Source organism: Streptomyces sp. NPDC029122 (genome assembly GCF_055569445.1).
The window spans coordinates 70,686-94,872 of record NZ_JBVHWK010000009.1 but is presented as its reverse complement, the minus strand read 5'-3'; the positions used below and the strand labels follow the sequence as shown (position 1 = coordinate 94,872).

20 protein-coding genes are annotated in these 24,187 nt (G+C 72.1%); 8 read left to right on the top strand and 12 right to left on the bottom strand.

Going from position 1 to position 24,187, the window contains the following annotated elements; genetic code table 11:
* Position 1 precedes the first annotated feature (1 nt).
* Complete coding sequence (locus ACZ4WZ_RS13640; RefSeq protein WP_467889279.1) at positions 2-1,615, top strand: NADH-quinone oxidoreductase subunit M; 1,614 nt, start codon at positions 2-4, stop codon at positions 1,613-1,615.
* On the top strand, positions 1,612-3,258 hold the full coding sequence (gene nuoN / locus ACZ4WZ_RS13635) for an NADH-quinone oxidoreductase subunit NuoN (protein ID WP_467889277.1): 1,647 nt from the start codon (positions 1,612-1,614) through the stop codon (positions 3,256-3,258). Before ACZ4WZ_RS13640 ends, nuoN begins: the two co-directional genes overlap by 4 nt.
* 69 nt (positions 3,259-3,327) lie before the next feature.
* Here nuoN and ACZ4WZ_RS13630 read toward each other — a convergent pair whose 3' ends face one another.
* The 3 genes from ACZ4WZ_RS13630 to fahA form a co-directional block, all read right to left on the bottom strand.
* On the bottom strand, positions 3,328-3,951 hold the full coding sequence (locus tag ACZ4WZ_RS13630) for a hypothetical protein (RefSeq protein ID WP_467889276.1): 624 nt from the start codon (positions 3,949-3,951) through the stop codon (positions 3,328-3,330).
* 153 nt (positions 3,952-4,104) lie between these two features.
* On the bottom strand, positions 4,105-4,677 hold the full coding sequence (locus tag ACZ4WZ_RS13625) for a hypothetical protein (RefSeq protein ID WP_467889274.1): 573 nt from the start codon (positions 4,675-4,677) through the stop codon (positions 4,105-4,107).
* A gap of 153 nt (positions 4,678-4,830) precedes the next feature.
* Positions 4,831-6,057, bottom strand: a complete 1,227-nt coding sequence (gene fahA, locus ACZ4WZ_RS13620) for a fumarylacetoacetase (protein WP_467889272.1) — start codon at positions 6,055-6,057, stop codon at positions 4,831-4,833.
* Positions 6,058-6,532: 475 nt separating this feature from the next.
* Here fahA and ACZ4WZ_RS13615 point away from each other — a divergent pair, with 475 nt between their 5' ends.
* Entirely contained in the window at positions 6,533-7,366 is an 834-nt protein-coding gene (locus tag ACZ4WZ_RS13615) for a Cof-type HAD-IIB family hydrolase (protein ID WP_467889269.1), read from the top strand.
* A gap of 89 nt (positions 7,367-7,455) precedes the next feature.
* On the opposite strand, the gene ACZ4WZ_RS13610 is transcribed toward ACZ4WZ_RS13615, so the two are convergent.
* A complete protein-coding gene (locus ACZ4WZ_RS13610; RefSeq protein ID WP_467889267.1) occupies positions 7,456-9,465 on the bottom strand; it encodes a CocE/NonD family hydrolase in 2,010 nt (669 codons plus the stop codon).
* Between the two features lie 390 nt (positions 9,466-9,855).
* Here ACZ4WZ_RS13610 and ACZ4WZ_RS13605 point away from each other — a divergent pair, with 390 nt between their 5' ends.
* The 4 genes from ACZ4WZ_RS13605 (at position 9,856) to ACZ4WZ_RS13590 (ending at position 13,003) form a co-directional block, all read left to right on the top strand.
* Positions 9,856-10,866 carry a polyprenyl synthetase family protein gene (locus ACZ4WZ_RS13605; RefSeq protein WP_467889264.1) on the top strand — a complete coding sequence of 337 codons (1,011 nt, stop codon included), beginning with the start codon at positions 9,856-9,858 and terminating at the stop codon, positions 10,864-10,866.
* 227 nt (positions 10,867-11,093) lie between these two features.
* Positions 11,094-12,290, top strand: a complete 1,197-nt coding sequence (locus tag ACZ4WZ_RS13600) for a LolA family protein (protein ID WP_467889262.1) — start codon at positions 11,094-11,096, stop codon at positions 12,288-12,290.
* Positions 12,291-12,386: 96 nt separating this feature from the next.
* Positions 12,387-12,590, top strand: a complete 204-nt coding sequence (locus ACZ4WZ_RS13595) for a hypothetical protein (protein ID WP_234333790.1) — start codon at positions 12,387-12,389, stop codon at positions 12,588-12,590.
* Entirely contained in the window at positions 12,587-13,003 is a 417-nt protein-coding gene (locus ACZ4WZ_RS13590; RefSeq protein WP_467889260.1) for a hypothetical protein, read from the top strand. The genes ACZ4WZ_RS13595 and ACZ4WZ_RS13590 overlap by 4 nt, the downstream gene beginning before the upstream one ends.
* A gap of 91 nt (positions 13,004-13,094) precedes the next feature.
* Here ACZ4WZ_RS13590 and ACZ4WZ_RS13585 read toward each other — a convergent pair whose 3' ends face one another.
* From ACZ4WZ_RS13585 to ACZ4WZ_RS13575, 3 genes are all read right to left on the bottom strand, one after another.
* A complete protein-coding gene (locus tag ACZ4WZ_RS13585) occupies positions 13,095-14,411 on the bottom strand; it encodes a M28 family metallopeptidase (protein WP_467889258.1) in 1,317 nt (438 codons plus the stop codon).
* Between the two features lie 244 nt (positions 14,412-14,655).
* Positions 14,656-15,672 carry an EamA family transporter RarD gene (gene rarD, locus ACZ4WZ_RS13580; protein WP_467889256.1) on the bottom strand — a complete coding sequence of 339 codons (1,017 nt, stop codon included), beginning with the start codon at positions 15,670-15,672 and terminating at the stop codon, positions 14,656-14,658.
* Between the two features lie 165 nt (positions 15,673-15,837).
* Positions 15,838-16,692 carry an NAD(P)H-binding protein gene (locus ACZ4WZ_RS13575; protein ID WP_467889253.1) on the bottom strand — a complete coding sequence of 285 codons (855 nt, stop codon included), beginning with the start codon at positions 16,690-16,692 and terminating at the stop codon, positions 15,838-15,840.
* A gap of 108 nt (positions 16,693-16,800) precedes the next feature.
* Here ACZ4WZ_RS13575 and ACZ4WZ_RS13570 point away from each other — a divergent pair, with 108 nt between their 5' ends.
* Positions 16,801-17,178, top strand: a complete 378-nt coding sequence (locus ACZ4WZ_RS13570) for a winged helix-turn-helix transcriptional regulator (RefSeq protein WP_388943295.1) — start codon at positions 16,801-16,803, stop codon at positions 17,176-17,178.
* Between the two features lie 55 nt (positions 17,179-17,233).
* Here the strand turns inward: ACZ4WZ_RS13570 and ACZ4WZ_RS13565 are convergent, their stop codons facing one another.
* From ACZ4WZ_RS13565 to ACZ4WZ_RS13545, 5 genes are all read right to left on the bottom strand, one after another.
* On the bottom strand, positions 17,234-18,292 hold the full coding sequence (locus ACZ4WZ_RS13565; RefSeq protein ID WP_467889587.1) for a 2-oxoacid:ferredoxin oxidoreductase subunit beta: 1,059 nt from the start codon (positions 18,290-18,292) through the stop codon (positions 17,234-17,236).
* A 1-nt stretch (position 18,293) separates the two neighbouring features.
* A complete protein-coding gene (locus ACZ4WZ_RS13560) occupies positions 18,294-20,240 on the bottom strand; it encodes a 2-oxoacid:acceptor oxidoreductase subunit alpha (RefSeq protein ID WP_467889251.1) in 1,947 nt (648 codons plus the stop codon).
* 218 nt (positions 20,241-20,458) lie between these two features.
* Positions 20,459-21,118: a LuxR C-terminal-related transcriptional regulator gene (locus ACZ4WZ_RS13555; RefSeq protein WP_467889584.1), complete on the bottom strand. Its 660-nt coding sequence runs from the start codon at positions 21,116-21,118 to the stop codon at positions 20,459-20,461.
* Positions 21,119-21,434: 316 nt separating this feature from the next.
* Positions 21,435-22,736, bottom strand: coding sequence for a sensor histidine kinase (locus ACZ4WZ_RS13550; RefSeq protein WP_467889248.1), 1,302 nt, complete (start codon positions 22,734-22,736; stop codon positions 21,435-21,437).
* Between the two features lie 241 nt (positions 22,737-22,977).
* Positions 22,978-24,138: a sensor histidine kinase gene (locus ACZ4WZ_RS13545; protein ID WP_467889245.1), complete on the bottom strand. Its 1,161-nt coding sequence runs from the start codon at positions 24,136-24,138 to the stop codon at positions 22,978-22,980.
* Positions 24,139-24,187: the final 49 nt, after the last annotated feature.

The following is a 24,187-nucleotide window of genomic DNA, read 5'->3' as shown; positions in this document are numbered from 1 at the left end:
AATGAATGTCCCGCTTCTGACGGTGACGGCCGCGGTCCCCGCGGCCGGCGCGATCCTGACGGCGGCCGTCCCGGCCGCCCGCAGGACCGTCGCCAAGTGGCTCGCGCTGCTCTTCTCGCTGGCCACGCTGGCCCTGGCCGTCATGGTCGCGGTCCGCTTCGAGCCCGGTGGCGACCGCTACCAGCTCACCGAGTCCCACGCCTGGGTCGCCGACTTCGGCGTCCGCTACGAACTGGGCGTCGACGGCATCGGCGTGGCGCTCATCGCGCTCACCGCCGTTCTGATGCCGTTCATCATTCTGGCCGGGTGGCACGACGCCGACCCGTTGGAGACCAAGAGTCAGCGCTGGCGGCCGACCCAGGGCTTCTTCGCGCTGATCCTGCTGGTCGAGGCGATGGTGATCATCTCCTTCGAGGCCACCGACGTCTTCCTCTTCTACATCTTCTTCGAAGCCATGCTCATCCCGATGTACTTCCTCATCGGCGGCTTCGGGGACCGGGCCACTTCCTCTCGATCAGCCGCCGCCGCGGCGGGCGGGTCCGAGGAGAACGCGGCCGCGCAGCGCTCGTACGCGGCGGTCAAGTTCCTCCTCTACAACCTGGCCGGCGGCCTGATCATGCTGGCCGCCGTCATCGGGCTGTACGTGGTCGCCGGCAGCTTCTCCCTCCCGGAGATCGCCGCCGCCCGCGCCGCGGGCACCCTCGAGATGGCGACCAACACCGAACGGCTGCTCTTCCTCGGCTTCTTCCTCGCCTTCGCCGTGAAGGCCCCGCTGTGGCCGCTGCACACCTGGCTGCCCAACGCGATGGGCGAGGCCACCGCCCCGGTCGCCGTCCTCATCACCGCGATCGTCGACAAGGTCGGCACCTTCGCGATGCTCCGCTTCTGCCTCGGGCTCTTCCCCGAGGCCAGCAAGTGGGCCACCCCGGTGATCCTCGTCCTGGCCCTCGTCAGCATCGTCTACGGGGCGCTGCTCGCGGTGGGCCAGCGGGACATCAAGCGGCTGATCGCCTACGCCTCGATCTCCCACTTCGGTTTCATCGTCCTGGGGATCTTCGCGATGACCTCCCAGGGCCAGTCGGGCGCCACGCTCTACATGGTCAACCACGGGATCTCCACGGCGGCGCTGATGCTGGTCGCCGGATTCCTGATCTCCCGGAGGGGCTCGCGGCTCATCGCCGACTACGGCGGAGTGCAGAAGGTGGCCCCGGTCCTCGCCGGAACCTTCCTGATCGGCGGCCTCGCCACCCTGTCCCTGCCGGGCCTCGCACCCTTCGTCAGCGAGTTCCTCGTCCTCGTCGGCACCTTCGCCCGGTACCCCGTCGTCGGCGTCATCGCCACCGCCGGGATCGTGCTGGCCGCGCTGTACACGCTGGTGCTCTACCAGCGCACCATGACCGGACCCGTCAAGGAGGAGGTCCGCACCATGCCGGACCTGCGCGCACGGGAACTGCTCGTCATCGCCCCGCTGATCGCGCTGCTGATCGGACTGGGCGTCTACCCGAAGGTGCTGACGGACATCGTCAACCCGGCGGTGGAGCACACCATGTCGGACGTGAAGCTGACGGACCCGAAGCCCGAGCTGTCCATCCAGAACGTGGAGGCGGCCAAGTGATCGCTGCCCAGAGCCTGCTGACGCTGGCGGCCGACGGACCGGCCGACCGGATCCCGGCCCCGCACATCGAGTACGCACAGCTCGCGCCCACGCTGATCGTGGTGGGCGCGGCCGTCCTCGGAGTCCTCGTCGAGGCCTTCGTCCCGCGCAAGTCCCGCTACTACGTCCAGGTGTTCCTCGCCGTCGCCGCTCTCGCCTCGGCCTTCGCGGCGGTCGTCGGCCTCGCGGCCGGCGGGTACGGCGGCACCAAGGCGCAGATCGCGGCCATGGGCGCCATCGCCGTCGACGGCCCGGCGCTCTTCCTCCAGGGCACCATCCTGCTGGCCTCGATCGTGGCCGTGTTCACCTTCGCCGAGCGCCGGCTCGACCCGAAGGCGCACGGCAAGCGGGTGGACTCCTTCGCCGCCCAGGGCGCGTCCGTCCCGGGCAGCGACAGCGAGAAGGCCGCCGTCAAGGCGGGCTTCACCACCACCGAGGTCTTCCCGCTGGCCCTGTTCGCGGTCTCCGGCATGCTGATCTTCCCCGCCGCGAACGACCTGCTGACGCTGTTCATCGCGCTGGAGGTCTTCTCCCTCCCGCTGTACCTGCTCTGCGCCCTCGCCCGCCGCCAGCGGCTGATGTCGCAGGAGGCGGCGGTCAAGTACTTCCTCCTCGGCGCCTTCTCCTCGGCCTTCCTCCTCTTCGGCATCGCGCTGCTCTACGGGTACGCGGGCTCGGTCTCCTACGCGGTGATCGCCGACGTGGTGGACGGCACCGTCGCCCGGATCGACCCGGCCCTGGCCTCCACCATGGGCAATGACGCGCTGCTGCTCATCGGCGGCGCGCTGATCCTGATGGGCCTGCTCTTCAAGGTCGGCGCGGTCCCCTTCCACATGTGGACCCCGGACGTCTACCAGGGCGCCCCGACCCCGGTCACCGGTTTCATGGCGGCGGCGACCAAGGTGGCCGCCTTCGGCGCGCTGCTGCGGCTGCTGTACGTGGTCCTGCCCGGCCTGCGGTGGGACTGGCGGCCGGTGATGTGGGGCGTGGCCATCGTCACGATGCTCGCGGGCGCGGTGATCGCCGTGACCCAGACCGATGTGAAGCGGCTGCTGGCGTACTCCTCGATCGCGCACGCCGGGTTCATCCTGGCCGGCGTGATCGCCACGTCGGAGGAGGGCGTCAAGTCCGTCCTGTTCTACCTGGCCGCCTACTCCTTCGTGACCATCGGCGCCTTCGCGGTGGTCACCCTGGTCCGCGACGCGGGCGGCGAGGCGACGCACCTGTCGAAGTGGGCGGGCCTGGGGCGGCGTTCGCCGCTGACGGCGGCCGTCTTCGCGGTGTTCCTGCTGGCCTTCGCCGGTATCCCGCTGACCTCAGGCTTCGCCGGGAAGTTCGCGGTGTTCAAGGCGGCGGCGGAGGGCGGCGCCGGGGCGCTGGTGGTCGTCGGAGTGGTCTCGTCGGCGATCGCCGCGTTCTTCTACATCCGGGTCATCGTGCTGATGTTCTTCAGCGAGCCGAAGGCCGACGGCCCGACGGTGGCCGTCCCCTCGCCGCTGACGATGACCACCATCGCGGTGGGCGTCGCGGTCACCCTGGTCCTGGGCCTGGCCCCGCAGTACTTCCTCGACCTCGCGGGACAGGCGAGCACCTTCGTACGCTGACCCGGTACCGCGGACAGCAGGGCCCGGCCCCTCGGGGGCCGGGCCCTTCGCCGTTCCGGTGCCGAGTGCCTAGTGCCCGTGCCCGTGACCGGGGGCCGGCGGGGTGGTTCCCGCGGCGGGCTTCTTCGGGGGGCAGCTGAGGCCGGGGTTCCAGTTGTGGAAGCGGCCGGCGGGGTTCTTCTCGTACGCCCACATGTGGAGGTCGTAGTGCTTGGGCATGCCCGGCCAGTGGCCGGGCATGGGGCCGTCGAAGGGCAGCCCGAACATGCGGGGCCGGTCGTCGGTGGTCTTGAGGTCCTGGTCCCGGTCGGTGGACATCCACTCCACCGTCTGGAGCTTGCGGCGTCCGTGCCGGTCCTTCTCGGTGCTGTAGAGGAGCGCGGTCGGCCTGGCGGGGTCCGTGGAGCCCCAGTTGGCCTGCTTGACGTAGTGGTAGCCCATGGTGCCGACGCCGAACGGGTTGGTCATGCATTCCTGGCCGTGCGGGACGTAGCCGTCCCTGAGGGCCGCCCGCTCGTCCACGTACTTCGCGGTCGCCGCGATCGCCGTGGCCATGTCGCGCATCGCCCGCTGGTCGCGGGGGTCGGGCGCGGGCCCTTCGACCGCCTGGGCCGGGGGGAGGGCGGCGAGGAACAGAGACGCCGCGGCGGCGGAGGCGGCGAACAGGGCCTTGGCGCTGCGCGGTACGGGCATGGGAGCTCCTGGTGGTCGGGGGTCCCGGAGGGCTTTCGTCCACCATCGCGGGGAGGCGGGGGTCCCGCACGCGGCGGGCCCCCGAACGGGGGGCGGCGCGGAGCTGGGGGGCGCCGGGCGGGCCGGGCCCGGCCCTGATCCGCCGGACACCCCCTAAGGGGTGACGGCGGGTACGGCGGGGCGCGGCCGGGTGGTGCCGGGCCGGCAGACGACCGACGGGTTGAAGGGCTCGAACCGCCCCGAGGGGTTCTTCTTCCACAGCCACAGGTGCAGCGAGTAGTGGACCTTCTGGCCCGCGTACCGGGCGGGCAGCGGGCCGCGGAAGGGCTGCCCGAACAGGGTGGGGCGGTCGTCGTCGGTGTCCATGCGGCCGTCGCGGTCCACGACCATCCATTCGAGGCCGGCGAGCCGCCAGTGCCCCGCGCCGTCGCCCTCGTAGAGCAGGGCCGTGGGCTTCCCGGGGTCGGTGGAGCCGTCGTAGGCGTGGTTGAAGTGCGGGTAGCCGAGGGCCCCGCCGCCCTCACCCGGGTTGACGACGCAGTACCGGTCGGGGACGTAGCCGGCGGCGACGGCCTGCCGGTGATCGTGGTACCTGGCGGTGGCCCGGTAGGTCGCGGCCAGTTGGGCGTTGGGCGTCGCCGTGGGGGCGGCGGGGGCGGCGCCGAGCGTGAGGGAGGCGGTGGCCGCGAGGGCCAGGGGGGCGAGCTTTGCGGTACGAGAGGCCATGCGAGCAGCGTCACCGCGGCTCCCGGCCCCCGCCACCCGGGCGGTGCGGCCGGAGTAGGCGCGGCCGGTGCGGTACGCCCGACCGGCGGTGGTGGCGGTGGTGGCGGTGGTGGCGGTGGGGCGGCGGGGGAGGCCCGCCGCCCCTCGTGCGTCCTACCGGGCGGCGGTGATGCGGCCGGTGACCTCGCCGAGGCCGACGCGGGTGCCGTCGGCGCCGGGGGCCCACGCCGTGAGGGTGACGGTGTCGCCGTCCTCCAGGAAGGTGCGCTTGCCTTCGGCGAGTTCGACGGCGTCGCGACCGTTCCAGGTGAGCTCCAGCAGGGAGCCCCGCTGGTCGGGCTCCGGGCCGCTGACCGTGCCGGAGCCGTACACGTCGCCGGTGCGCAGCGAGGCGCCGTTGACGGTCATGTGGGCCAGCTGCTGGGCGGCCGTCCAGTACATCGAGGCGAACGGCGGCCGGGCGACCTCCTGCCCGTTGATGGAGACGCTGATGCGCAGGTCGAAGCCGCCGGGACGGTCGACGGCGGCGTCGTCGAGGTAGGGCAGGAGCGGGAAGTCGCGGGCGGGCGGGGCGACCCGGGCCGCGTCCAGGGCCTCCAGGGGGGTCACCCAGGCGGAGACGGAGGTGGCGAACGACTTGCCGAGGAAGGGGCCGAGCGGCACGTACTCCCAGGCCTGGATGTCGCGCGCGGACCAGTCGTTGAGGAGGAACAGCCCGAAGACGTGCTCCTCGAAGTCGCCGAGCGCGACCGGACGGCCCATGTCCGAGGGCGTGCCGACGACGAAGCCGACCTCGGCCTCGATGTCGAGCTTCACGGACGGCCCGAAGACCGGAGCCGGGTCGGCGGGCGCCTTGCGCTGCCCCGACGGCCGCACCACATCGGTGCCGGAGACCACGATCGTGCCCGACCGGCCGTGGTAACCGATGGGCAGGTGCTTCCAGTTGGGGGTGAGCGCGTCCCCGTCCGGGCGGAAGATCCGCCCGACGTTGGTGGCGTGGTGCTCGCTCGCGTAGAAGTCGACGTAGTCCGCGACCTCGTACGGCAGGTGCAGGGTGACCGCGTCCAGCGGCAGCAGGTGCGGCTCGACCGTCTCGCGGTGCCCGGGGTCGGTGACCCACGCGGTCAGCGCGCGTCGCACGTCGCGCCAGGAGGTGCGGCCGGCGGCCAGCAGCGGGTTGAGCGAACCCTGGGCGAGCAGCCCGGCGTACGGGGACCCGAGGGCGACGGCCACCGCCCCCGCGTCGAGCACGTACCCGCCGAGGCGCACGCCGACGCGGCGGCGCTCCGGCTCCGCCGGGGTGGAGAACACGCCGTAGGGGAGGTTGTGCGGCCCGAACGGGTCGCCCTCGGGGACGTCGAGGGGGCTCTGCTGGGGCATGGGGTGCTGCCTCGCTTTCGAGGGGGGCCGGGGGTGTCCCGGTAGACACGGTGCGGGACACGCTACCCAGGATCCCGAGTGAAAGCTCGGGTGCTCGACCGGAGATGAAACACACGTGGGAAGACGAAAACGGGCAAACGTTGTTGCTTAAGGTCACATCGCGTCATTTCGCACGGGTTGGCGGCTGCGGGTCGTACGGAGTCGAACGGCTTCACATCCGGCACTGGGTGTGCGACTGCGGCGCCACTCACGACAGGGACGGCAACGCCGAGATCAACCTCCGCGCCGAAGGGCGCCAACTCCTCGCGGCCGGGCGGGCCGAGAGGTAAAACGCCTGTGGAATCCGTGTAAGACCCGGCAAGCCGGGCTATGGGTGATGAAGCAGGAACCACCCGAAGGCCGCCGCTCAATAAGGGGGGTCAGGCGGGAATCCTCCACCTTCAGGTGGCGAAGACGCCAATTGTAGGACTTGTCCATGGGGGTCCGTATCCTTGGCGGCGTGACTTCCGCCCTCCCCTATGCCTTGATCGCCACTGACCTGGACGGGACTCTGCTGCGCGCCGGTGACACCGTCTCCGCCCGCTCCTGCACGGCGCTCGCGACGGCGCGCGCGGCCGGTGCCCGGCACATCGTCGTCACCGGCCGCCCCGTCCCACAGATCCGGCACGTCCTGGACGACCTCGGCTATACGGGGCTCGCGGTGTGCGGGCAGGGTGCGCAGGTGTACGACGCGGCGCGCGGAATCCTGCTGCACTCCGTCGCGATGGACCGGGGTCTGGCCGAGGTGGCCCTCGGCAAGATCGAGGCGGAGATCGGCGAGGTGTACGTGGCCGTCAACCAGGAGGGGCTGGACGCGGAGATGCTGGTGGGGCCGGGCTACCGGATGCCGCACCCGCACCTCCCGATGGTGCGGGTCCGCGGGCGGGGCGAGCTGTGGTCGTCGCCGATCAACAAGGTGCTGCTCCAGCACCCCCGGCTGGACGACGACGAACTGACGCGGGTGGCGCGGTCGGTGGTCGGTGACCTGGTGAACGTCACGATGGCGGGGGAGCACACGGTGGAACTCCAGCCGCCGGGCGTCGACAAGGCCAGCGGGCTCGCGCGGGCGGCGTCGGTGCTGGAGGCCGCGGCGGAGTCGACGATCGCCTTCGGCGACATGCCGAACGACATCCCGATGTTCGCGTGGGCCGCGCACGGGGTGGCGATGGCGAACGCCCACCGGGAGCTGGTGGCCGTCGCCGACGAGGTGACCCTGTCGAACGAGGCGGACGGCATCGCGGTGGTGCTGGAGCGGCTGTTCCGCTCGTGACGCGGCCCTCCGCGCGCGCCCCCCCGGCCCCCCGCGCCGTTCAGCGCGCGCGTGCGCCTCGGGGCCGTCGCGGGGGGCAAGGGGCCCGCTCAGCCCGCCGCGCGCGGCAGGCGGCGCTCCCACGTGCGGTGGAAGACGACCTCCTCGCCCTCACGGCAGACGATCTCGTCCGACGTGATGAAGCCGCCCTCGTCGCACGAGATCTCCGACCGGGTCTCCACCCGCGCGTCCCACCCGTCCTCCGGGCGGTGCAACCGGATCCGCCAGTCCGAGCGGGTGCGGGCGGACAGCGCGTCGGCCTGCTGGATCTCGTACGCCTCCGTCGCGTCCTCCTCGTACTCCAGCCCGTCCGGGTACACCCGCGTCCCCCCGTGCCGGGGATCCACCTCCAGCCGCCACACCCCGCGCGCGACGTCGCGTACGACCACCCGCTCCGGGCGCGGCGCGTCCAGCGTCTCCGGGTGGACCACCCCCAGCGGCTCGGCCTGTTCCGGCGGCTCGAAGGCGATGCCCGCGTCCAGGGAGGAGGCGGCGCGGACCGGGAGTTCCAGCGTGCTGCCCGCGGGGTCCAGGGTCCAGCCCGCCTCCGAGCCGGCCCGCGGCCAGATCCACGGCCAGTACGCGGAGGACACCGCGAGCCGGATCCGGTGCCCGGGCGGGAAGGAGTGGCCGATGCCGTTGAGCTCGAAGGTGACGTCCTCGTACGCGCCCGCCCGCCACGGCGCCGCCCGGTCCGGCCCGTACCGCGCCGACAGGTTCAGCGCCCCCCGAGTGACGAGCGTCGACGCCCCGTCCGGGGCGACGTCGCACAGCCGCGCCACGACCTGCCCGTACGGGACGTCCATCCGCAGCCGCAGCGTCACCGACGGCCGCCCCAGGACCTCCACCGGCTCGCCCGCGTCCACGGGCACCGGGAACTCGAAGCAGGCCGACTTCGCGTCCTCCTCCCGCTGGTCCGGCGGCAGGTCGGCGTCGCCGCCGACGGGGCGGAAGCGTCCGGCGTCGAGCCCGGTGTGCTGCGGCGAGGCCACCGTCACCGGCGGGCCCTGGAGCCCGTACGAGACGGGCACGACCGAGGGCGACGGCCACGCCTTCTCGCCGGCCCAGCGGCCCGGCAGCCGGTCGTACACGGTGGCCGGCGGGTGCGAGCCGCTGATCCACGCGCGCAGCAGCGGCTCGTCCATCACCCCGTTGTCGGCGCCCTTGAGCCAGTGGTCCCACCAGCGCAGGGTCTCCTGGAGGAAGCCGATGGCCGGTCCCGGCGGCAGCTCCCGGTCCGGGTACTGGTGCGACCAGGGCCCGATCAGGCCCCGGACCCGGGAGGCGGGCAGGTGGGAGACCAGCCGCAGCACCGCGTCCCGGTGGGGGTCGTGCCAGCCGCCCACGGCGAGGACCGCCGCGCCGATCGCCGCGTAGTCCTCGCGGACGCCGCCGTGGCGCCAGTAGGCGTCGCGGGTCTGGTGCGAGAGCCAGGTGTGGACCGGCGGTTCCACACCCTCCAGCCGGTCCAGCCACTGCTCCCGCCAGCCCTCGCCGGCGTAGCGCGGGTCGGGCGGGCGGGCGGCGAGGGCCAGCGCCATGGCGGACCGGGCGTGCATGTCCACGGCCAGTACCGACCCGCCCGTGTAGTGGGCGTCGTTGTCGTAGGGGTCGTCCGTCGAGCAGACGGTGACGACGGCCTTCAGCGCCTCCGGCGCCAGGGCGGCGATCCGCAGGCCGTCGCGGCCGCCCCGGGAGATGCCGGACATCCCCACCGCTCCCGTGCACCACGGCTGCGCGGCCAGCCACTCCACCACCGCGACCCCGTCGGCGATGTCGAGCGCGTCGTGCGCGCCGCCGGGGCGGCCCCCGCTGCACCCGTGGCCGCGCACGTCCACCCGTACGGAGGCGTAGCCGTGCCCGGCGTACCAGGGGTGGCGCTGGCGGTCGCGCGGCGCGGTGCAGTCGGTCAGCCGGTCCGGGAGGTACTCCAGCAGGGCGGGCACGGGTTCGTCCGTCACGGGGCGCCAGACGCGGGCGTGGAGCTCGACCCCGTCCGGCATCGGGATCCGGACATCCTCGTGGGCGGTGGCGTACGGGAAGTCGGTACGGATGATCATGGGGTTTCCCTCACCGGCCCCTCGGCGGACGGGGTCGAACGGCCCGTCGTCAACCGGCCGATATGCGCCAGGGGGGTGGCGGGCGCGGCGGAAGCGCGGCACCCGCCGGCGACCCGCCGGGCGGCCGTGGCCGACGGGTCGGCGAAGGCGCCGGTGCTTCCGGCCCCGGGCCCGCCCCTATCGGTGACAGTTCTGGACAAAACGCGTTCTCCGGTCGTTTCGGCTCTCACCGAACATACCGGGATGGATCGGACCGCGCGTGTGCGGCAACCGGACAGGCCCTCTCGGTGATCGAAAACAGACCGGATACGCTGGCTTGAGTGATGGCAGCGACACATCGACAATCCAGGTGATCGTCAGCGTGATCGTCAGCAGACAGGAGTACCCCTCGTGACCGTCGTCGGGCCGTTCGGACTGAGCGTGCGGGACCAGGCTCTTGAGACCGATGTCCAGGCCGGACTGGCCGCCGTCGAGGCGGGTCTGCTGGAGGCCACCAAGAGCGAAGTCCCCTTCATCACCGAGGCCGCGCAGCATCTGGTGCGCGCCGGGGGCAAGCGGTTCAGGCCGCTGCTGGTGATGCTGGCCTCCCGCTTCGGCGACCCCTACGCGCCCGGCATCGTGCCGTCCGCCGTGGTCGTGGAGCTCACCCACCTGGCGACGCTCTACCACGACGACGTCATGGACGAGGCGGACGTACGCCGTGGGGTGGAGAGCGCCAACGCCCGCTGGGGCAACTCCGTCGCGGTCCTGACGGGTGACTTCCTCTTCGCCCGCGCCTCGCACATCCTCGCGGACCTCGGGCCGGAGGCCGTGCGCGTCCAGGCCGAGGCCTTCGAGCGGCTCGTCACGGGCCAGATCCTGGAGACGGCCGGTCCGCGCGACGGCCGCGACCCCGTCGCGCACTACCTGGACGTCATCGCCGGCAAGACCGGCTCGCTGATCGCCGTCTCCGGCCGCTTCGGCGCGCTCATGTCCGGCGCCGACGAGTCCGTCGTCGACATCCTGACCCAGTACGGCGAGCGTCTCGGCACCGCCTTCCAGCTCGCGGACGACGTCCTCGACATCGCCTCCGACTCGCACGAGTCCGGCAAGACCCCGGGCACCGACCTGCGCGAGGGCATCCCGACCCTGCCCGTGCTGCGGCTGCGCGAGACGGCCGCGCGGGACCGGCGCCCCGAGGACCTGGAGCTCGTGGCCCTGCTGGACGGGGACCTCACGGACGACGCCCGGCACGCCGAGGTCCTCTCCCGGCTGCGGGTGCACCCCGCGCTGGAGCAGGCCCGCCGCGACACCGTCCAGTACGCGGAGGACGCGCGCGCCACGCTCGCCCCGCTGCCGGAGTGCTTCGCGAAGTCGGCGCTGGAGGAGCTGTGCGACGCGGTGGTCCACCGCGCCGGCTGACCTCCGCCCCCTCCGCGGCGGAAGGGCCCCCGCGCCCCGCGACCCCTACGGGTCCGGGGAGCGGGGGCCCTTCCCGTGTCATCCCACGGTCGTACACGGAGTTGATTCCGGGGACTGACGCCCCGAGTCCGCCGATTTGGTCAGATGGAGACATCGAATCCCACCGGAACGGGTGAGTGCGGCGCCACGGGGGCCGCCGCCGTAGACACAGAGGGCAGGGCACTCAGATGGCAGCGAACACGAAGACCTCGCGCAAGGCCGCCCGGTACGCCGTACCGGTCGCCGTGGCGGGTGTCGCGGCGGCAACCGTCGCGATGGTCCCGGCCTTCGCCAACGCCGGGGGTCCCGACCTGCCCAAGGTGACGGCGCAGCAGCTGATCGAGAAGGTCGCGGCCTCCGACGCGCAGCAGCTCTCCGGCACCGCGAAGATCTCCACCGACCTCGGCCTTCCCCAGCTCGCCTCCGGCCTGCTGGGCGGCGGCGGGATCGCGGGCGGCTCGGCCGACCCCGAGGCCAAGATCGCGCAGCTGGCCAACGGCACGCACACCTTCCGCGTCGCGGCCGACGGCCCCGACCGCCAGAAGCTGACCTTCCTGGACGGCAAGGACGAGTACACCCTCGTCCACAACGGCAAGGACGTCTGGGGGTACGACTCCAAGTCCAACGAGGTCTTCCACGACACGGACGGCCAGGACGCCGGCCCGGGCCACGGCAAGACCGCCGACCGCCTCCCGGCCTCGCCGCAGGAGCTGGCCCAGGAGGTCCTCAAGGCCGCCGGCCCCACCACCGACATCGGCGTGGGCGAGACCGCGCAGGTCGCCGGGCGCGACGCCTACCAGCTGGTCCTCACGCCCAAGCAGAGCGGCTCCACCGTCGGTTCGGTACGGATCGCGGTCGACGCCCGCAACGGCGTGCCGCTGCGCATCCAGCTGCTGTCCAGCCAGGGCGGCAAGCCGATCGTGGACGCGGGCTTCACCCAGGTGGACTTCGCCAGGCCGGCCGCGGACGCCTTCGCCTTCACCCCGCCGAAGGGCGCCAAGGTGACGGAGGGCGGCGAGCACGGCAAGGGGCAGAAGGAGGACAAGCCGCTCAAGGCGCTGGAATCCTTCCCCGGCCTCGGTGACCTGGCCTCCGGGGCGGACGGCAAGGGCGAGGTGAAGGTCCTCGGCGAGGGCTGGTCCACGGTGGCGCGGATCGACACGGGCGCCGGCCGGTCCCTCAAGGACCTGGAGAACGACAAGAACGCGCCGAAGGAGGCCAAGCAGTTCCTGAACTCCCTCGGCGACAAGGTCTCCGGGAAGTTCGGCGAGGGCCGGGTCTTCTCCACCCGCCTGGTCAACGCGCTGATCACGGACGACGGCAAGGTCTACGTCGGCGCGGTCACCAAGGAGCAGCTCGTCAGGACGGCCGACTCCGCCAAGTAGCCGCAGCACCGCCGGGGTGGCCGGGGACCTGTGTCCCCGGCCACCCTTGTGCCGTTCCCCTCCTCCGTACAGCGCTGCCGCTGTACCGTGATGGACATGTCGAGACACGTCACCATCCGCCTGGACGAAGAGTTCCACGAACGCCTCAAGGCGCGCGCGGCGGCGCTGGGGACGACGGTCACCGCGCTCATCACCGAGGTCACGGAACGCGAACTCGACGAGGACCGCAAGACGTTCCTCTCCGGCATAGAGGAGTTCGCCGACCACTGGGGCTACTTCCAGGAGCGGTTCGGCAATTGAAGATCACCATGGAGTGGGCCTGGACCGCGCTGGCCCACCATCTGCCGTCGGACCCCGCCGTGTGGGACCCCTCCGGGGTGGCCGCCGCCGTCGCCCGGCACCAGAACGACCTGGTCATGGTCCCCGAGCAGCCCGCCCCCGACACCGCCTGGCGGGCCGCGGCCTTCCTGCACACGCTCGCCGTCTGCCCCGCGCTGGAATCCCCGATGAACGAGTTCTACGCGGCCGCCGCGACCCGCTCGTACCTGCGGGTGGCCGGTGCGAAGCAGCTGCCCACGCCCGAGGAGCTCGGCGACCTGGTGGAGGCCGCGAAGCTGGGCCGCGCGGACGTGACCGCGGTCGCCCAGGAGCTGCGCGCCCGCATCCAGGAGCCCCTGCCCGCCTCGCTGCGCCCGGCGTCGGAGGACGCGTAGCGCCGGCGGCGTCCCGTCGCGGCGACGGGCCCCGGCGCGATCGCGTCGGATCACGCCGGGGCCCGGAGGTCCGGTCCGGGAGCGGGTGCCGTCAGAAGGTGATCTTCCAGCTGTTGATGTAGCCCACGTCCTGCGCGGCCACGTCCTTGACCTGGAGCTTCCACACGCCGTTGGCGACCTCGGCGGAGGCGTTCACCGTGTAGCTGGCGACCAGGTTGTCGGCGGAGTCCGAGCTGGAGTTCTTCAGCCGGTACGCCGTGCCGTCCGGGGCGATCAGGTCGATCACCAGGTCACCGCGGTAGGTGTGGACGATGTTCACGTCGACCTTGGTGGTGGCCGGCGCGTTGCCCGCCACGCCCGAGACCGTGATCGGCGAGGTCACCGCGGCGGCGGGGGAGTCCGGGATGGTCACGTCGGCGGTGTTCTCGAAGGACGGGCCCGGCGGGACCGGGGTGGCCGCCCCGAGGTTCCAGATCGCGTAGGCGATGGCGTCGGAGTTGCGGTCCAGGGCGGTGTCGTTGATGTTCGCCGTGGTGTCGCAGGACGAGTGGTAGCAGCGGTCGAAGGCCTGGCCGGCGGTGCCGCCCCACTTCTGGGCCTGGGCCGAGGACTTGGTGTTGCTGGCGCCCGTGAACAGGCCGCCGACGGGTATCCCCACGTTCTTGAAGGACGCGTGGTCGGAGCGGCCGTCGCCCTCGGTCTCGATCTCGGTGGGGACGCCGAGGCCCGTGAAGTAGTTCTTGAAGGTCTGCTCGATCGTCGGGTCGTCGTCGTAGACGAAGTAGCCCGGGTTCGGCGAGCCGATCATGTCGAAGTTCAGGTAGCCGGAGAACTTCGCCCGCTCCGTGGCCGGCAGGCTGTTGACGTAGTACTTCGAGCCGACCAGGCCCAGTTCCTCCGCGCCCCACCAGCCGAAGCGCAGGTGCTTCGTCGGCTGGAGGTTCGCGCGGGACACCGCGAGCGCGGCCTCCAGGACGGCCGCCGAGCCGGAGCCGTTGTCGTTGATGCCTGCGCCCGAACTCACCGAGTCGAGGTGCGAGCCGGCCATGAGGACCGAGTTGGGGTCACCGCCCGGCCAGTCGGCGATCAGGTTGTAGCCGGTGGCGCCGCTGGAGGTGAAGGTCTGCAGGGTGGTGGTGAAGCCCGCCGCGTCCAGCTTGGCCTTCACGTAGTCGATCGAGGCCTTGTACCCGGCCCGGCCGTGGGCGCGGTTGCCGCCGTTGTTGGTGGCGATGGTCTGGAGCTGCGTCAGGTGCGCCTTGACGTTGGCCAGCGGGATGTCGGGCGGCGTCGGCGCCGCGGTGACGGCCGTGGGCGCGGCGAGCGCGGCGGGAGAGGTGGCGGCCAGCAGCCCCGCGACCGCGAGGGCGGTCGCGGCGGCAAGACGCCGGGAGACGGACAGGCTCATGTGGGGGCTCCGGGATTCCGTTGGGATGATCCGTTGGGGATGAGACGGAACGTGCGGGAATCGTGCAGGTGAGCATTGGTGCGTCAGTGCGAGCCTGATGTTCAGTGAGAGCGTGACTATCCGTCAAGACCACAATCCGGTCAGGGTAGTTCGGAAAACGGACGATCCCCGGTACGGATGTTCCGTACCGGGGATCGTGTGGTGTATCGGGGTGCGTGCATCGGGTGCGCGCACCCGTGCGCGGTTACGCGGGATCGCGGCTCGGAGCCGGTTCCGTTCCGGGCGCGACCGGAACCGGTCCGGCACCCCCTTCGGCCACGGCCGCGGCGACGGCTCCGGCCGCCGCCGCGACGGAGACTTCGGCGAGCAGGGCCCGCGAGCGCCGGGCGGTCCGCAGTGCGTCCCAGGTCAGCAGCACCAGCGCGCCCCAGACCAGGGAGAAGCCGGCCCACCGCTCCGGCGGCATCGCCTCGTGGAAGTAGAGGACGCCGAGCCCGAACTGGAACACCGGCGCCAGGTACTGGAGCAGCCCCAGCGTGGAGAGCGGCACCCGGATCGCGGCCGCCCCGAAGCAGACCAGCGGGATCGCCGTGACCAGCCCCGTCGCGGCGAGCAGCGCCGAATGTCCGAGCCCGTGTGAGGTGAAGGTGGACTGCCCCTGGACGCCCAGCCACAGCAGGTAGCCCAGGGCCGGCAGGAACTGCAGGGCCGTCTCGGCGGCCAGCGACTCCAGTCCGCCCATGTCGAGCTTCTTCTTGATCAGCCCGTAGGCGGCGAAGGAGAAGGCCAGCGTGAGCGAGATCCACGGCAGCCGGCCGTAGCCGACGGACAGCACCAGCACGGCGGCGAAGCCGATCCCCACGGCCGCCCACTGGGCCCGGCGCAGCCGCTCGCCCAGCACCAGGACGCCGATGGCGATGGTGACCAGCGGGTTGATGAAGTAGCCGAGGCTGGCCTCGACGACCTGGCCGTTGTTGACCGCCCAGATGTACAGGCCCCAGTTGACGCTGATCACGGCCGCCGCGAGGGCCGTCAGCCCGAGCTTGCGCGGTTGGCGGACGATCTCGGCGATCCACCCCCAGCGGCGCAGGACGAGGAGCGCGATGCCGACCGCGGCCAGCGACCAGACCATGCGGTGGGCGAGGATCTCGATCGCCCCGGAAGGCTTGAGGAGGGGCCAGAAGAGGGGGACGAGCCCCCACATTCCGTATGCGCCGAATCCGTAGAGCAAACCCGTGCGCTGCTCGTTCTCCGCCTTCACGGGGCCTCCAGTGCAACTTCCAGCCAATCTCACAACCCCACGACGGTAGCGCCGTAGGGCGCTGCTGTCATGCCCGTTCCCGCGAGATACTCATGACATCCCTCATGGCGCCCCCGGGCCGGACGGCCGGTGATCGGGCCGGGCGCGGGGCCGGGCGGCCGGTGATCAGGCCAGGGCGGTGGCGATCGCGGCGGCCACCGGCGTCGTCGGCCGCCCGATCAGGCGCGACAGATCGCCGCTCGTCCCGGCCAGCCGGCCGCGCGAGATCGCCGCGTCCACGTCCACGAGGATCGCCGCGAAGGGCTCGGGCACCCCGGCGCCGGTCAGCACGGTCAGGTGCGCGTCGGCGGGCACGGCGGTGTACGAGACCTCGCGGCCGGACTGCCGCGCCACCTCGCCGGCGTACTCGGCCAGGCTCCAGGCGGTGTCGCCCGACAGCTCGTAGACCTGGTTCAGGTGGCCCTCGCCGGTCAGCACCGCCGCCGCGGCGGCCGCGTAGTCCGCCCGCGCCGCGGAGGCGATCCGGCCCTCGCCCGCGCTGGCGACGACCGCGCCGTGCTCCAGGACGGCGGGGAGCTGGGCGGTGTAGTTCTCGTGGTACCAGCCGTTGCGCAGGAAGGTGTACGGCAGCCCGGAGTCGAGGATCGCCTGCTCCGTGGCCTGGTGCTCGGCCGCCAGGTCGAAGTCGGCCTCGGGGCCGCCGAGGATGCCGGTGTAGGCCAGCTGGGCCACCCCGGCCGCCTTCGCGGCCGCGATCACGGCTTGGTGCTGCGGGATCCGCCGCCCGACCTCGCTGCCCGAGATCAGCAGGACCCGGTCGCCGGCCCGGAAGGCGCCGGCCAGCGCGGCCGGGTCGTCGTAGTCGGCGATCCGTACGTCGATGCCGCGCGCGGCCAGGTCGGCGGCCTTCTCCGCGCTGCGCACGACCACGGCCAGCTCGCCGGCGGGCACCCGCTCCAGCAGTTCTCCGACGACGAGGCGGCCGAGGGCTCCGGTGGCTCCGGTGACGACGATGCTCATGATGCGCTCCTGGTGCGGTGGGTTCCCCGCGTTCGTTCGCGAGGACAGAACCAGCGTATGGAAAGCGCTAACTATTAGTAAGTACCCACTTCAAAGTAAGGTACTGGCATGGACGTAAGTGTGCAGCCCGTGACCGTGAAGGCCCCGATGTGCCCGTCGCGGGGGATCCTGGAGCATGTGACCAGCCGCTGGGGCGTACTGGTCCTGGCCGCCCTGGTGGAGCGCTCCTACCGGTTCAGCGAGCTCCGCCGTGAGGTGGGAGGGGTCAGCGAGAAGATGCTCGCCCAGACCCTCCAGACGCTGGAGCGGGACGGTTTCGTACTGCGCCACGCGCACCCCGTGATCCCGCCGCACGTGGACTACTCCCTGACCGACCTCGGCCGGGAGGCCGCCGAGCAGGTGTGGGCCCTGGCCCGCTGGACGGAACGCCGTACCGGCGAGGTGCAGGCGGCCCGGGCCGCGTACGACGAAGCCCGGACCCCGTAGCGGGATCCGGGCTGCCGGAGCGCCGCCCGTGCGCCGTGCGCCGGGCCCGTGTGCCCTAGCCGACCACGGTCCAGGTGTCGGAGCCGGCGAGCAGGGCCGCCAGGTCACCCTTGCCGCGCTGGTCGACGGCGGTGTCGAGCTGCTCGGCCATGAGGGTGTCGTAGACGGGGCGCTCGATGCTGCGGAAGACGCCGACGGGGGTGTGGTGGAGGGTGTCGGGGTCGGCGAGGCGGGAGAGGGCGAAGGCGGTGGTGGGAGAGGTGGCGTGGGCGTCGTGGATCAGGACCCGCGACTCGTTCTCCGAGGTGACGGTGACGACCTGGAGGTCACCGGTGGCCGGATCGCGGACCACGCCCTTGGTGTCGTCGGTGCCGAAGCGGATGGGCCGGCCGTGTTCGAGGCGGATGACGGCCTCGCGGGCGTGTTCTTGGTCTTTGAGGGTGTCGAAGGCGCCGTCGTTGAAGATGTTGCAGTTCTGGTAGATCTCGACGAGGGCGGTGCCCGGGTGGTCGGCGGCCTGGCGCAGGACCTCGGTGAGGTGTTTGCGGTCGGAGTCGATGGTGCGGGCGACGAAGGAGGCTTCGGCTCCGAGGGCGAGGGAGACGGGGTTGAAGGGGGCGTCGAGTGAGCCCATGGGGGTGGATTTGGTGATTTTGCCGAGTTCTGAGGTGGGGGAGTACTGGCCTTTGGTGAGTCCGTAGATCCGGTTGTTGAAGAGGAGGATCTTGAGGTTCACGTTGCGGCGCAGGGCGTGGATGAGGTGGTTGCCGCCGATGGAGAGGGCGTCGCCGTCGCCGGTGACGACCCAGACGGAGAGGTCGCGGCGGGAGGTGGCCAGGCCGGTGGCGATGGCGGGGGCGCGGCCGTGGATGGAGTGCATCCCGTAGGTGTTCATGTAGTACGGGAAGCGGGAGGAGCAGCCGATGCCGGAGACGAAGACGATGTTCTCCCTGGCGAGGCCGAGCTCGGGCATGAAGCCCTGCACGGCGGCCAGGACCGCGTAGTCACCGCAGCCCGGACACCAGCGGACCTCCTGATCCGACTTGAAGTCCTTCATCGACTGCTTGCCCTCGGCCTTGGGAACCAGGGACAGCAGGGTGGGGGCGTCGGTCACCTCAGTCATTGATGGCCTCCTCGAGAACCTTCGCGAGCTGCTCCGCCTTGAAGGGCATTCCGTTGACCTGGTTGTACGACTGGGCGTCGACCAAGTACCTCGCCCGGATCAGGGTGGCCAGCTGCCCGAGGTTCATCTCCGGCACCACTACCTTGTCGTAACGCTTCAGGACCCCTCCGAGATTTCCCGGGAAGGGGTTGAGGTGGCGCAGGTGGGCCTGCGCGATGGGGACTCCCTGGGCGCGCAGGCGGCGGACGGCGGCGGTGATGGGGCCGTAGGTGGAGCCCCAGCCCAGGACGAGGGTGCGGGCGCCGTCCGGGTCGTCGACCTCCAGGTCGGGGACCTCGATGCCGTCGATCTTGGCCTGGCGGGTGCGGACCATGAAGTCGTGGTTGGCCGGGTCGTAGCTGATGTTGCCGGTGCCGTCCTGCTTCTCGATCCCGCCGATCCGGTGCTCCAGGCCGGGCGTGCCCGGAACCGCCCAGGGGCGGGCCAGGGTCCGCGGGTCCCGCTTGTAGGGCCAGAACACCTCGGTGCCGTCCGCGAGGGTGTGGTTGGGGCCGGTCGCGAAGCGGGTGCGCAGGTCGGGGAGGTCGGCCGGGTCGGGGATCCGCCAGGGCTCGGAGCCGTTGGCGAGGTAGCCGTCGGAGAGCAGGAAGACCGGGGTGCGGTAGGTGAGGGCGATCCGGGCGGCGTCCAGCGCGGCGTCGAAGCAGTCCGCCGGGGTGCGCGGGGCGACGACGGGGACGGGGGCCTCGCCGTTGCGGCCGTACATGGCCTGGAGGAGGTCCGCCTGCTCGGTCTTGGTGGGCAGTCCGGTCGACGGGCCGCCGCGCTGGATGTCCACGATCAGCAGCGGCAGCTCCAGCGAGACGGCGAGGCCGATGGTCTCCGACTTCAGGGCGACGCCCGGGCCGGAGGTGGTGGTGACGGCCAGCGAGCCGCCGAAGGCCGCGCCGAGAGCCGCCCCGATACCGGCGATCTCGTCCTCGGCCTGGAAGGTCCGCACGCCGAAGTTCTTGTGCTTCGACAGCTCGTGCAGGATGTCCGAGGCCGGGGTGATCGGGTAGGAACCCAGGTAGAGCGGCAGGTCGGCCTGCTGGGCGGCGGCGATCAGCCCGTAGGAGAGGGCCAGGTTCCCCGAGATGTTGCGGTAGGTGCCGGCCGGGAAGGCGCTGGTCGCGGGGGCGACCTCGTAGGAGACGGCGAAGTCCTCGGTCGTCTCGCCGAAGTTCCAGCCCGCCCGGAAGGCGACGATGTTCGCCTCGGCGATGTCGGGCTTCCTCGCGAACTTCTGCCGCAGGAAGCTCTCCGTGCCCTCGGTCGGCCGGTGGTACATCCACGACAGCAGCCCCAGCGCGAACATGTTCTTGCTGCGCTCGGCCTCCTTGCGGGAGAGCCCGAAGTCCTTCAGCGCCTCCACCGTCAGGGTGGTCAGCGGCACCGGGTGGATGTTGTACGCGGAGAGGGAGCCGTCCTCCAGCGGGGACGTCTCGTAGCCGACCTTGGCCATGGGCCGCTTGGTGAACTCGTCCGTATTGATGATGATCTCCGCGCCGCGCGGCACGTCGCCGATGTTGGCCTTCAGCGCCGCCGGGTTCATCGCGACCAGCACGTTCGGCGCGTCACCCGGCGTGAGGATGTCGTGGTCCGCGAAATGCAGCTGGAACGAGGACACCCCCGGCAGGGTCCCGGCAGGTGCCCGGATCTCGGCCGGGAAGTTCGGCAGCGTCGAGAGGTCGTTGCCGAAGGACGCCGTCTCCGAGGTGAAACGGTCACCCGTCAGCTGCATACCGTCACCCGAGTCACCCGCGAAACGGATGATCACCCGGTCGACACGGCGGATTTCCTTGCCGGCTCCATGGGGCACAGCCGTGGTGCGCTGCTCTCCAATGGACCCGCCGGCCCCGTCGGCCTGATCGGCCGGGCTACTGACCTGGCTGGTCACTGAACTGGACCTCCTTCGAGGCGTGGGCGCTCGTCCCCAAAACCAACCCTACGTCCGTGAGGTCGTCCGGCCCTGGGTCGCCCGCATTCTGGACCGCCCCTCGCGGGGCAGTCTGTCCGACAGACGTCGTGCACAACTCGAAATATTCCAAATCAACCGGCGGTCGCCGTGACGCTCCGGAACGAGCGGCGCGCCTTACCTGACAGATTGTCAGTTAATCAAGACCTCAGGTAGGTGAGGACCGCCAGTACACGCCGGTGATCCCCGTCACTCGGGGACAGCCCCAGCTTCAGGAAGATATTGCTGACGTGCTTCTCCACGGCCCCGTCGCTCACCACGAGCTGCTTGGCCACAGCGGAATTCGTGCGTCCTTCAGCCATCAGGCCCAGTACCTCGCGTTCGCGCGGGGTCAGACCGGCGAGCACGTCCTGCTTCCGGCTGCGGCCGAGCAGCTGGGCCACCACTTCGGGGTCCAGGGCCGTTCCGCCCCGGGCGACGCGCACCACGGCGTCGAGGAATTCGCGCACCTCGGCGACGCGGTCCTTGAGCAGGTAGCCGACCCCCGTGCTGGAACCGGCCAGCAGTTCGGTGGCGTACTGCTCCTCCACGTACTGCGAGAGGACGAGCACCCCGATGCCGGGGTAGTCGCGGCGCAGCCGTACGGCGGCCCGTACGCCCTCGTCAGTGTGCGTCGGCGGCATCCGCACGTCCGCCACCACCACGTCCGGCAGCGCGCCCTCGGCGGCCAGGTCCGCCACCGTCTTGATCAGGGCTTCCGCGTCCCCGACGCCGGCCACGACGTCATGCCCCCGGTCGGTCAGCAGCCGGGTCAGGCCCTCACGGAGCAGCACTGAGTCCTCGGCGATGACCACTCGCACCCTGTCTTCCACGTTCTCGCAGCTCCCGCGTCCACTCGTCGACCCACTTGGCAGAGCCAAGCATCCCAGCCGGACCCCGGGCCGGGGGCGGATCCCGGCCAATGGGGGAAGACATGGCCGAAAGCGCCACCTGGCGGGGGCGTACGGGGGCGTACGGGGGGCCGCGCGGGTCGAGCCGAGGGGCGCGGGCGGGTGGGGCGCGGGGGCCGAGCCGAGGGGCGCGGGCGGGTGGGGCGCGGGGGCCGAGCCGAGGGGCGCGGGCGGGCGGGGCGCGGGGGCCGAGCCGAGGGCGCGGGCGGGTGGGGCGTGCGGGGCCTCAGTTTCCCGTGGAACGCCACGGCAGCTCCGCCGTGACCACCGTCCCCTCCCCGACGGGCGAATCCACCACGAAGACCCCGTCCACCGCGTCCAGCCGCTCGGCGAGCCCCGCCAGCCCGCTCCCGCCGGAGGCCTCCGCCCCGCCACGCCCGTCATCGGCGACCCGGATCAGCAGCCGCGTCCCCGACTTCCACACCTCGACGCTCGCGCCGCGCGCCCCCGCGTGCTTGCTGACGTTCTGCAGCAGCTCGGACACCGTGAAGTACGCGATCCCCTCGATCGCCGCCGCCGGCCGGGCCGGCAGGTCCACCTCCACCCGCACCGGCACCGCGCACCGCGAGGCCACCGACGACAGCGCCGCGTCGAGCCCCCGGTCCGTCAGTACCGCCGGGTGGATGCCCCGGGCCAGGTCCCGGAGCTCCTGGAGGGCGATCTTCACCTCGCCGTGGGCCTCGTCCACCATCCGGGCGGCGGCCTGCGGATCCTCGGTCAGCTTCTCCTTGGCCAGGCCCAGGTCCATGGCCAGGGCCACCAGCCGGGCCTGCGCCCCGTCGTGCAGGTCGCGTTCGATGCGCCGCAGGTCGGCGGCGGCGGTGTCCACGACCGCCCCGCGGTCCGACTCCAGCTCGCTGAGCCGGTCGTCGAGACGGGACCGGCCGAGCAGCCCGCTGACCAGTACCCGGTCGGCGGTGGTCAGGGCCCGCACCACCCACGGGGTGGCCAGAGTGAGGACCAGCCCGACGGCGGCGGTCGCGGCGATCGCCACGGGGGAGTCGAGGTAGAAGACGTACGTCTCGTTCTGGAACACCGACAACCCCGGCTGGTCGGTGAAGGCGGGGAAGACCCAGAACCACAGCGGGTACAGCAGCATGCTCCAGCCGGTGCTCCACAGCACGAGCGCCGTCGTGAAGGCGAACACCGCCCACGGCAGGTGGATCACCGAGTACAGCACGTGCCGCCAGGCGCTGCCGCTCTTGAGCAGCGCCCCCATCCCGGCCAGCGGGCCGCTCCCGCCCGCCAGGACCGGCGCCGGATCGGCGAGCGGCACGCGCAGCATCCCGCGCACCCGGGCCCGCTCGACCTGCCCGAAGCCCCGGCACATGGCCAGCACCCCGGCCAGCACCGGGATCCCGACGAACGTCACGAGCAGCCCGGCCCCGAGGGCCACTCCGGTGACGGCGAGCGTGAAGTACACGGTGCTGAGCGGCAGGCCGACGACCAGGTACGCGAGCTCGCGCCAGGTCTGCGCCGCCACCGGAGCCCGCAGTACCGCCCGGCCGCTGTCCTTGCCGTTGCCCATGATCCCGACCCGCCCTTCGACTCGTCCCTTGACCTCCCCCACCCTGCCGCCCGCCCCTCTGCCCGAACCATGCGGCGGGTCGGCGTCTCCCGAGGGGGGTTAACCCCACCCCCACGGCCCGGTCCCACGGCCCGGTCCCACGGCCCGGCTCCACGGCCCCCGGTGCGGCGCCCGGGACGGAGGAAGGCCGGGCGGGGGACACCCGGCCCGGCCCGTCGCGGCGGCCCCGCCCCGGGAGGAACTACCCGCGGTCCCGCCACGGCAGCTCCGCCGTGACCACCGTCCCCTCCCCTTCGGGCGAGTCCACCGTGAACACCCCGTCCACCGCCCGCAGCCGCTCGGCGAGCCCCGCCAGCCCGCTCCCGCCGGAGGCCCGGGCTCCGCCGCGCCCGTCGTCCGAGACCCGGATCAGCAGCCGTGCCCCCGCCCGCCACACCTCGACGCTCGCGCCGCGCGCCCCCGCGTGCTTGCTGACGTTCTGCAGCAGCTCGGACACGGTGAAGTAGGCGATGCCCTCGATGGCCTCCGCCGGGCGCGTCGGCAGGTCCACGATCACCTTCACCGGCACCAGGCACCGAGAGGCCACCGAAGACAGCGCCGCGTCCAGCCCCCGGTCCGTCAGCACCGCCGGGTGGATGCCCCGCGCGAGGTCCCGCAGCTCCTGGAGCGCCAGCTTCACCTCGCCGTGCGCCTCGTCGACCATCGCCGCCGCGCCCTCCGGGTCCTCCAGCAGCTTCTCCTTGGCCAGGCCCAGACCCATCGCGAGGGCCACCAGCCGCGCTTGCGCCCCGTCGTGCAGGTCGCGTTCGATGCGCCGCAGGTCGGCGGCGGCGGTGTCCACGACCACCCCGCGCCCCGATTCCAGCTCGGCGATGCGCCGCTCCAGCTCGTCGGAGGGCGACAGCAGGCCCCGTACCATCGCGCGGTCCACATTGGCCAGGCCGCGCACCAGGTACGGCAGTACCGGCCACAGCACGAACAGCCCCGTCAGCGCGATACTGAAGGTCAGTACTCCCCACGGCAGCCGGACCAGTTCGTACAGCACGGTCCGCCAGCCCACCGGGTCCTTGATCCCGGCCCACAGCCAGGCGAAGAACCCGCCGGCCCGCGCCGGCCCCGGCAGCGGTGTCGGCTCGTCCACCCGTACGCCCAGCAGGGCCCGCGCCCTGACGCGTTCGAGCTTTCCGAACTGCCGCGACCCGAGGAGACCGCATGCGAGCAACGGCAGCCCGATCGCGGTCACGGTCAGCCCGCCCGCCGTCGTCATCATGAAAACCGTGTAAACAAAACCGATCAACGCCACCGGCAGGTTGCTCAGCAGGTAGGCGATCTCCTTCCACGTGGCCGCGTCGAAGGCGGGGCGTACGGGAGGGGGAGCGGAAGCTTGATCGTTCGCGGTCATGCGGCTCAGCCTGCCAACTGGGCCCCGCCCGCGCCATGGGGCAGCCATG

Excerpts from the sequence above, each read along its gene's own strand:
- ACZ4WZ_RS13595 (WP_234333790.1), top strand. The coding sequence starts at position 12,387 with ATGTCGAGACACGTCACCATCCGCCTGGACGAAGAGTTCCACGAACGC.
- ACZ4WZ_RS13625 (WP_467889274.1), bottom strand. The coding sequence starts at position 4,677 with ATGGCCTCTCGTACCGCAAAGCTCGCCCCCCTGGCCCTCGCGGCCACC.
- ACZ4WZ_RS13600 (WP_467889262.1), top strand. The coding sequence starts at position 11,094 with ATGGCAGCGAACACGAAGACCTCGCGCAAGGCCGCCCGGTACGCCGTA.
- fahA (WP_467889272.1), bottom strand. The coding sequence starts at position 6,057 with ATGCCCCAGCAGAGCCCCCTCGACGTCCCCGAGGGCGACCCGTTCGGG.
- ACZ4WZ_RS13640 (WP_467889279.1), top strand. The coding sequence starts at position 2 with ATGAATGTCCCGCTTCTGACGGTGACGGCCGCGGTCCCCGCGGCCGGC.
- ACZ4WZ_RS13570 (WP_388943295.1), top strand. The coding sequence starts at position 16,801 with ATGGACGTAAGTGTGCAGCCCGTGACCGTGAAGGCCCCGATGTGCCCG.
- ACZ4WZ_RS13610 (WP_467889267.1), bottom strand. The coding sequence starts at position 9,465 with ATGATCATCCGTACCGACTTCCCGTACGCCACCGCCCACGAGGATGTC.
- ACZ4WZ_RS13575 (WP_467889253.1), bottom strand. The coding sequence starts at position 16,692 with ATGAGCATCGTCGTCACCGGAGCCACCGGAGCCCTCGGCCGCCTCGTC.
- ACZ4WZ_RS13585 (WP_467889258.1), bottom strand. The coding sequence starts at position 14,411 with ATGAGCCTGTCCGTCTCCCGGCGTCTTGCCGCCGCGACCGCCCTCGCG.
- ACZ4WZ_RS13545 (WP_467889245.1), bottom strand. The coding sequence starts at position 24,138 with ATGACCGCGAACGATCAAGCTTCCGCTCCCCCTCCCGTACGCCCCGCC.
- ACZ4WZ_RS13630 (WP_467889276.1), bottom strand. The coding sequence starts at position 3,951 with ATGCCCGTACCGCGCAGCGCCAAGGCCCTGTTCGCCGCCTCCGCCGCC.
- ACZ4WZ_RS13550 (WP_467889248.1), bottom strand. The coding sequence starts at position 22,736 with ATGGGCAACGGCAAGGACAGCGGCCGGGCGGTACTGCGGGCTCCGGTG.
- ACZ4WZ_RS13615 (WP_467889269.1), top strand. The coding sequence starts at position 6,533 with ATGGGGGTCCGTATCCTTGGCGGCGTGACTTCCGCCCTCCCCTATGCC.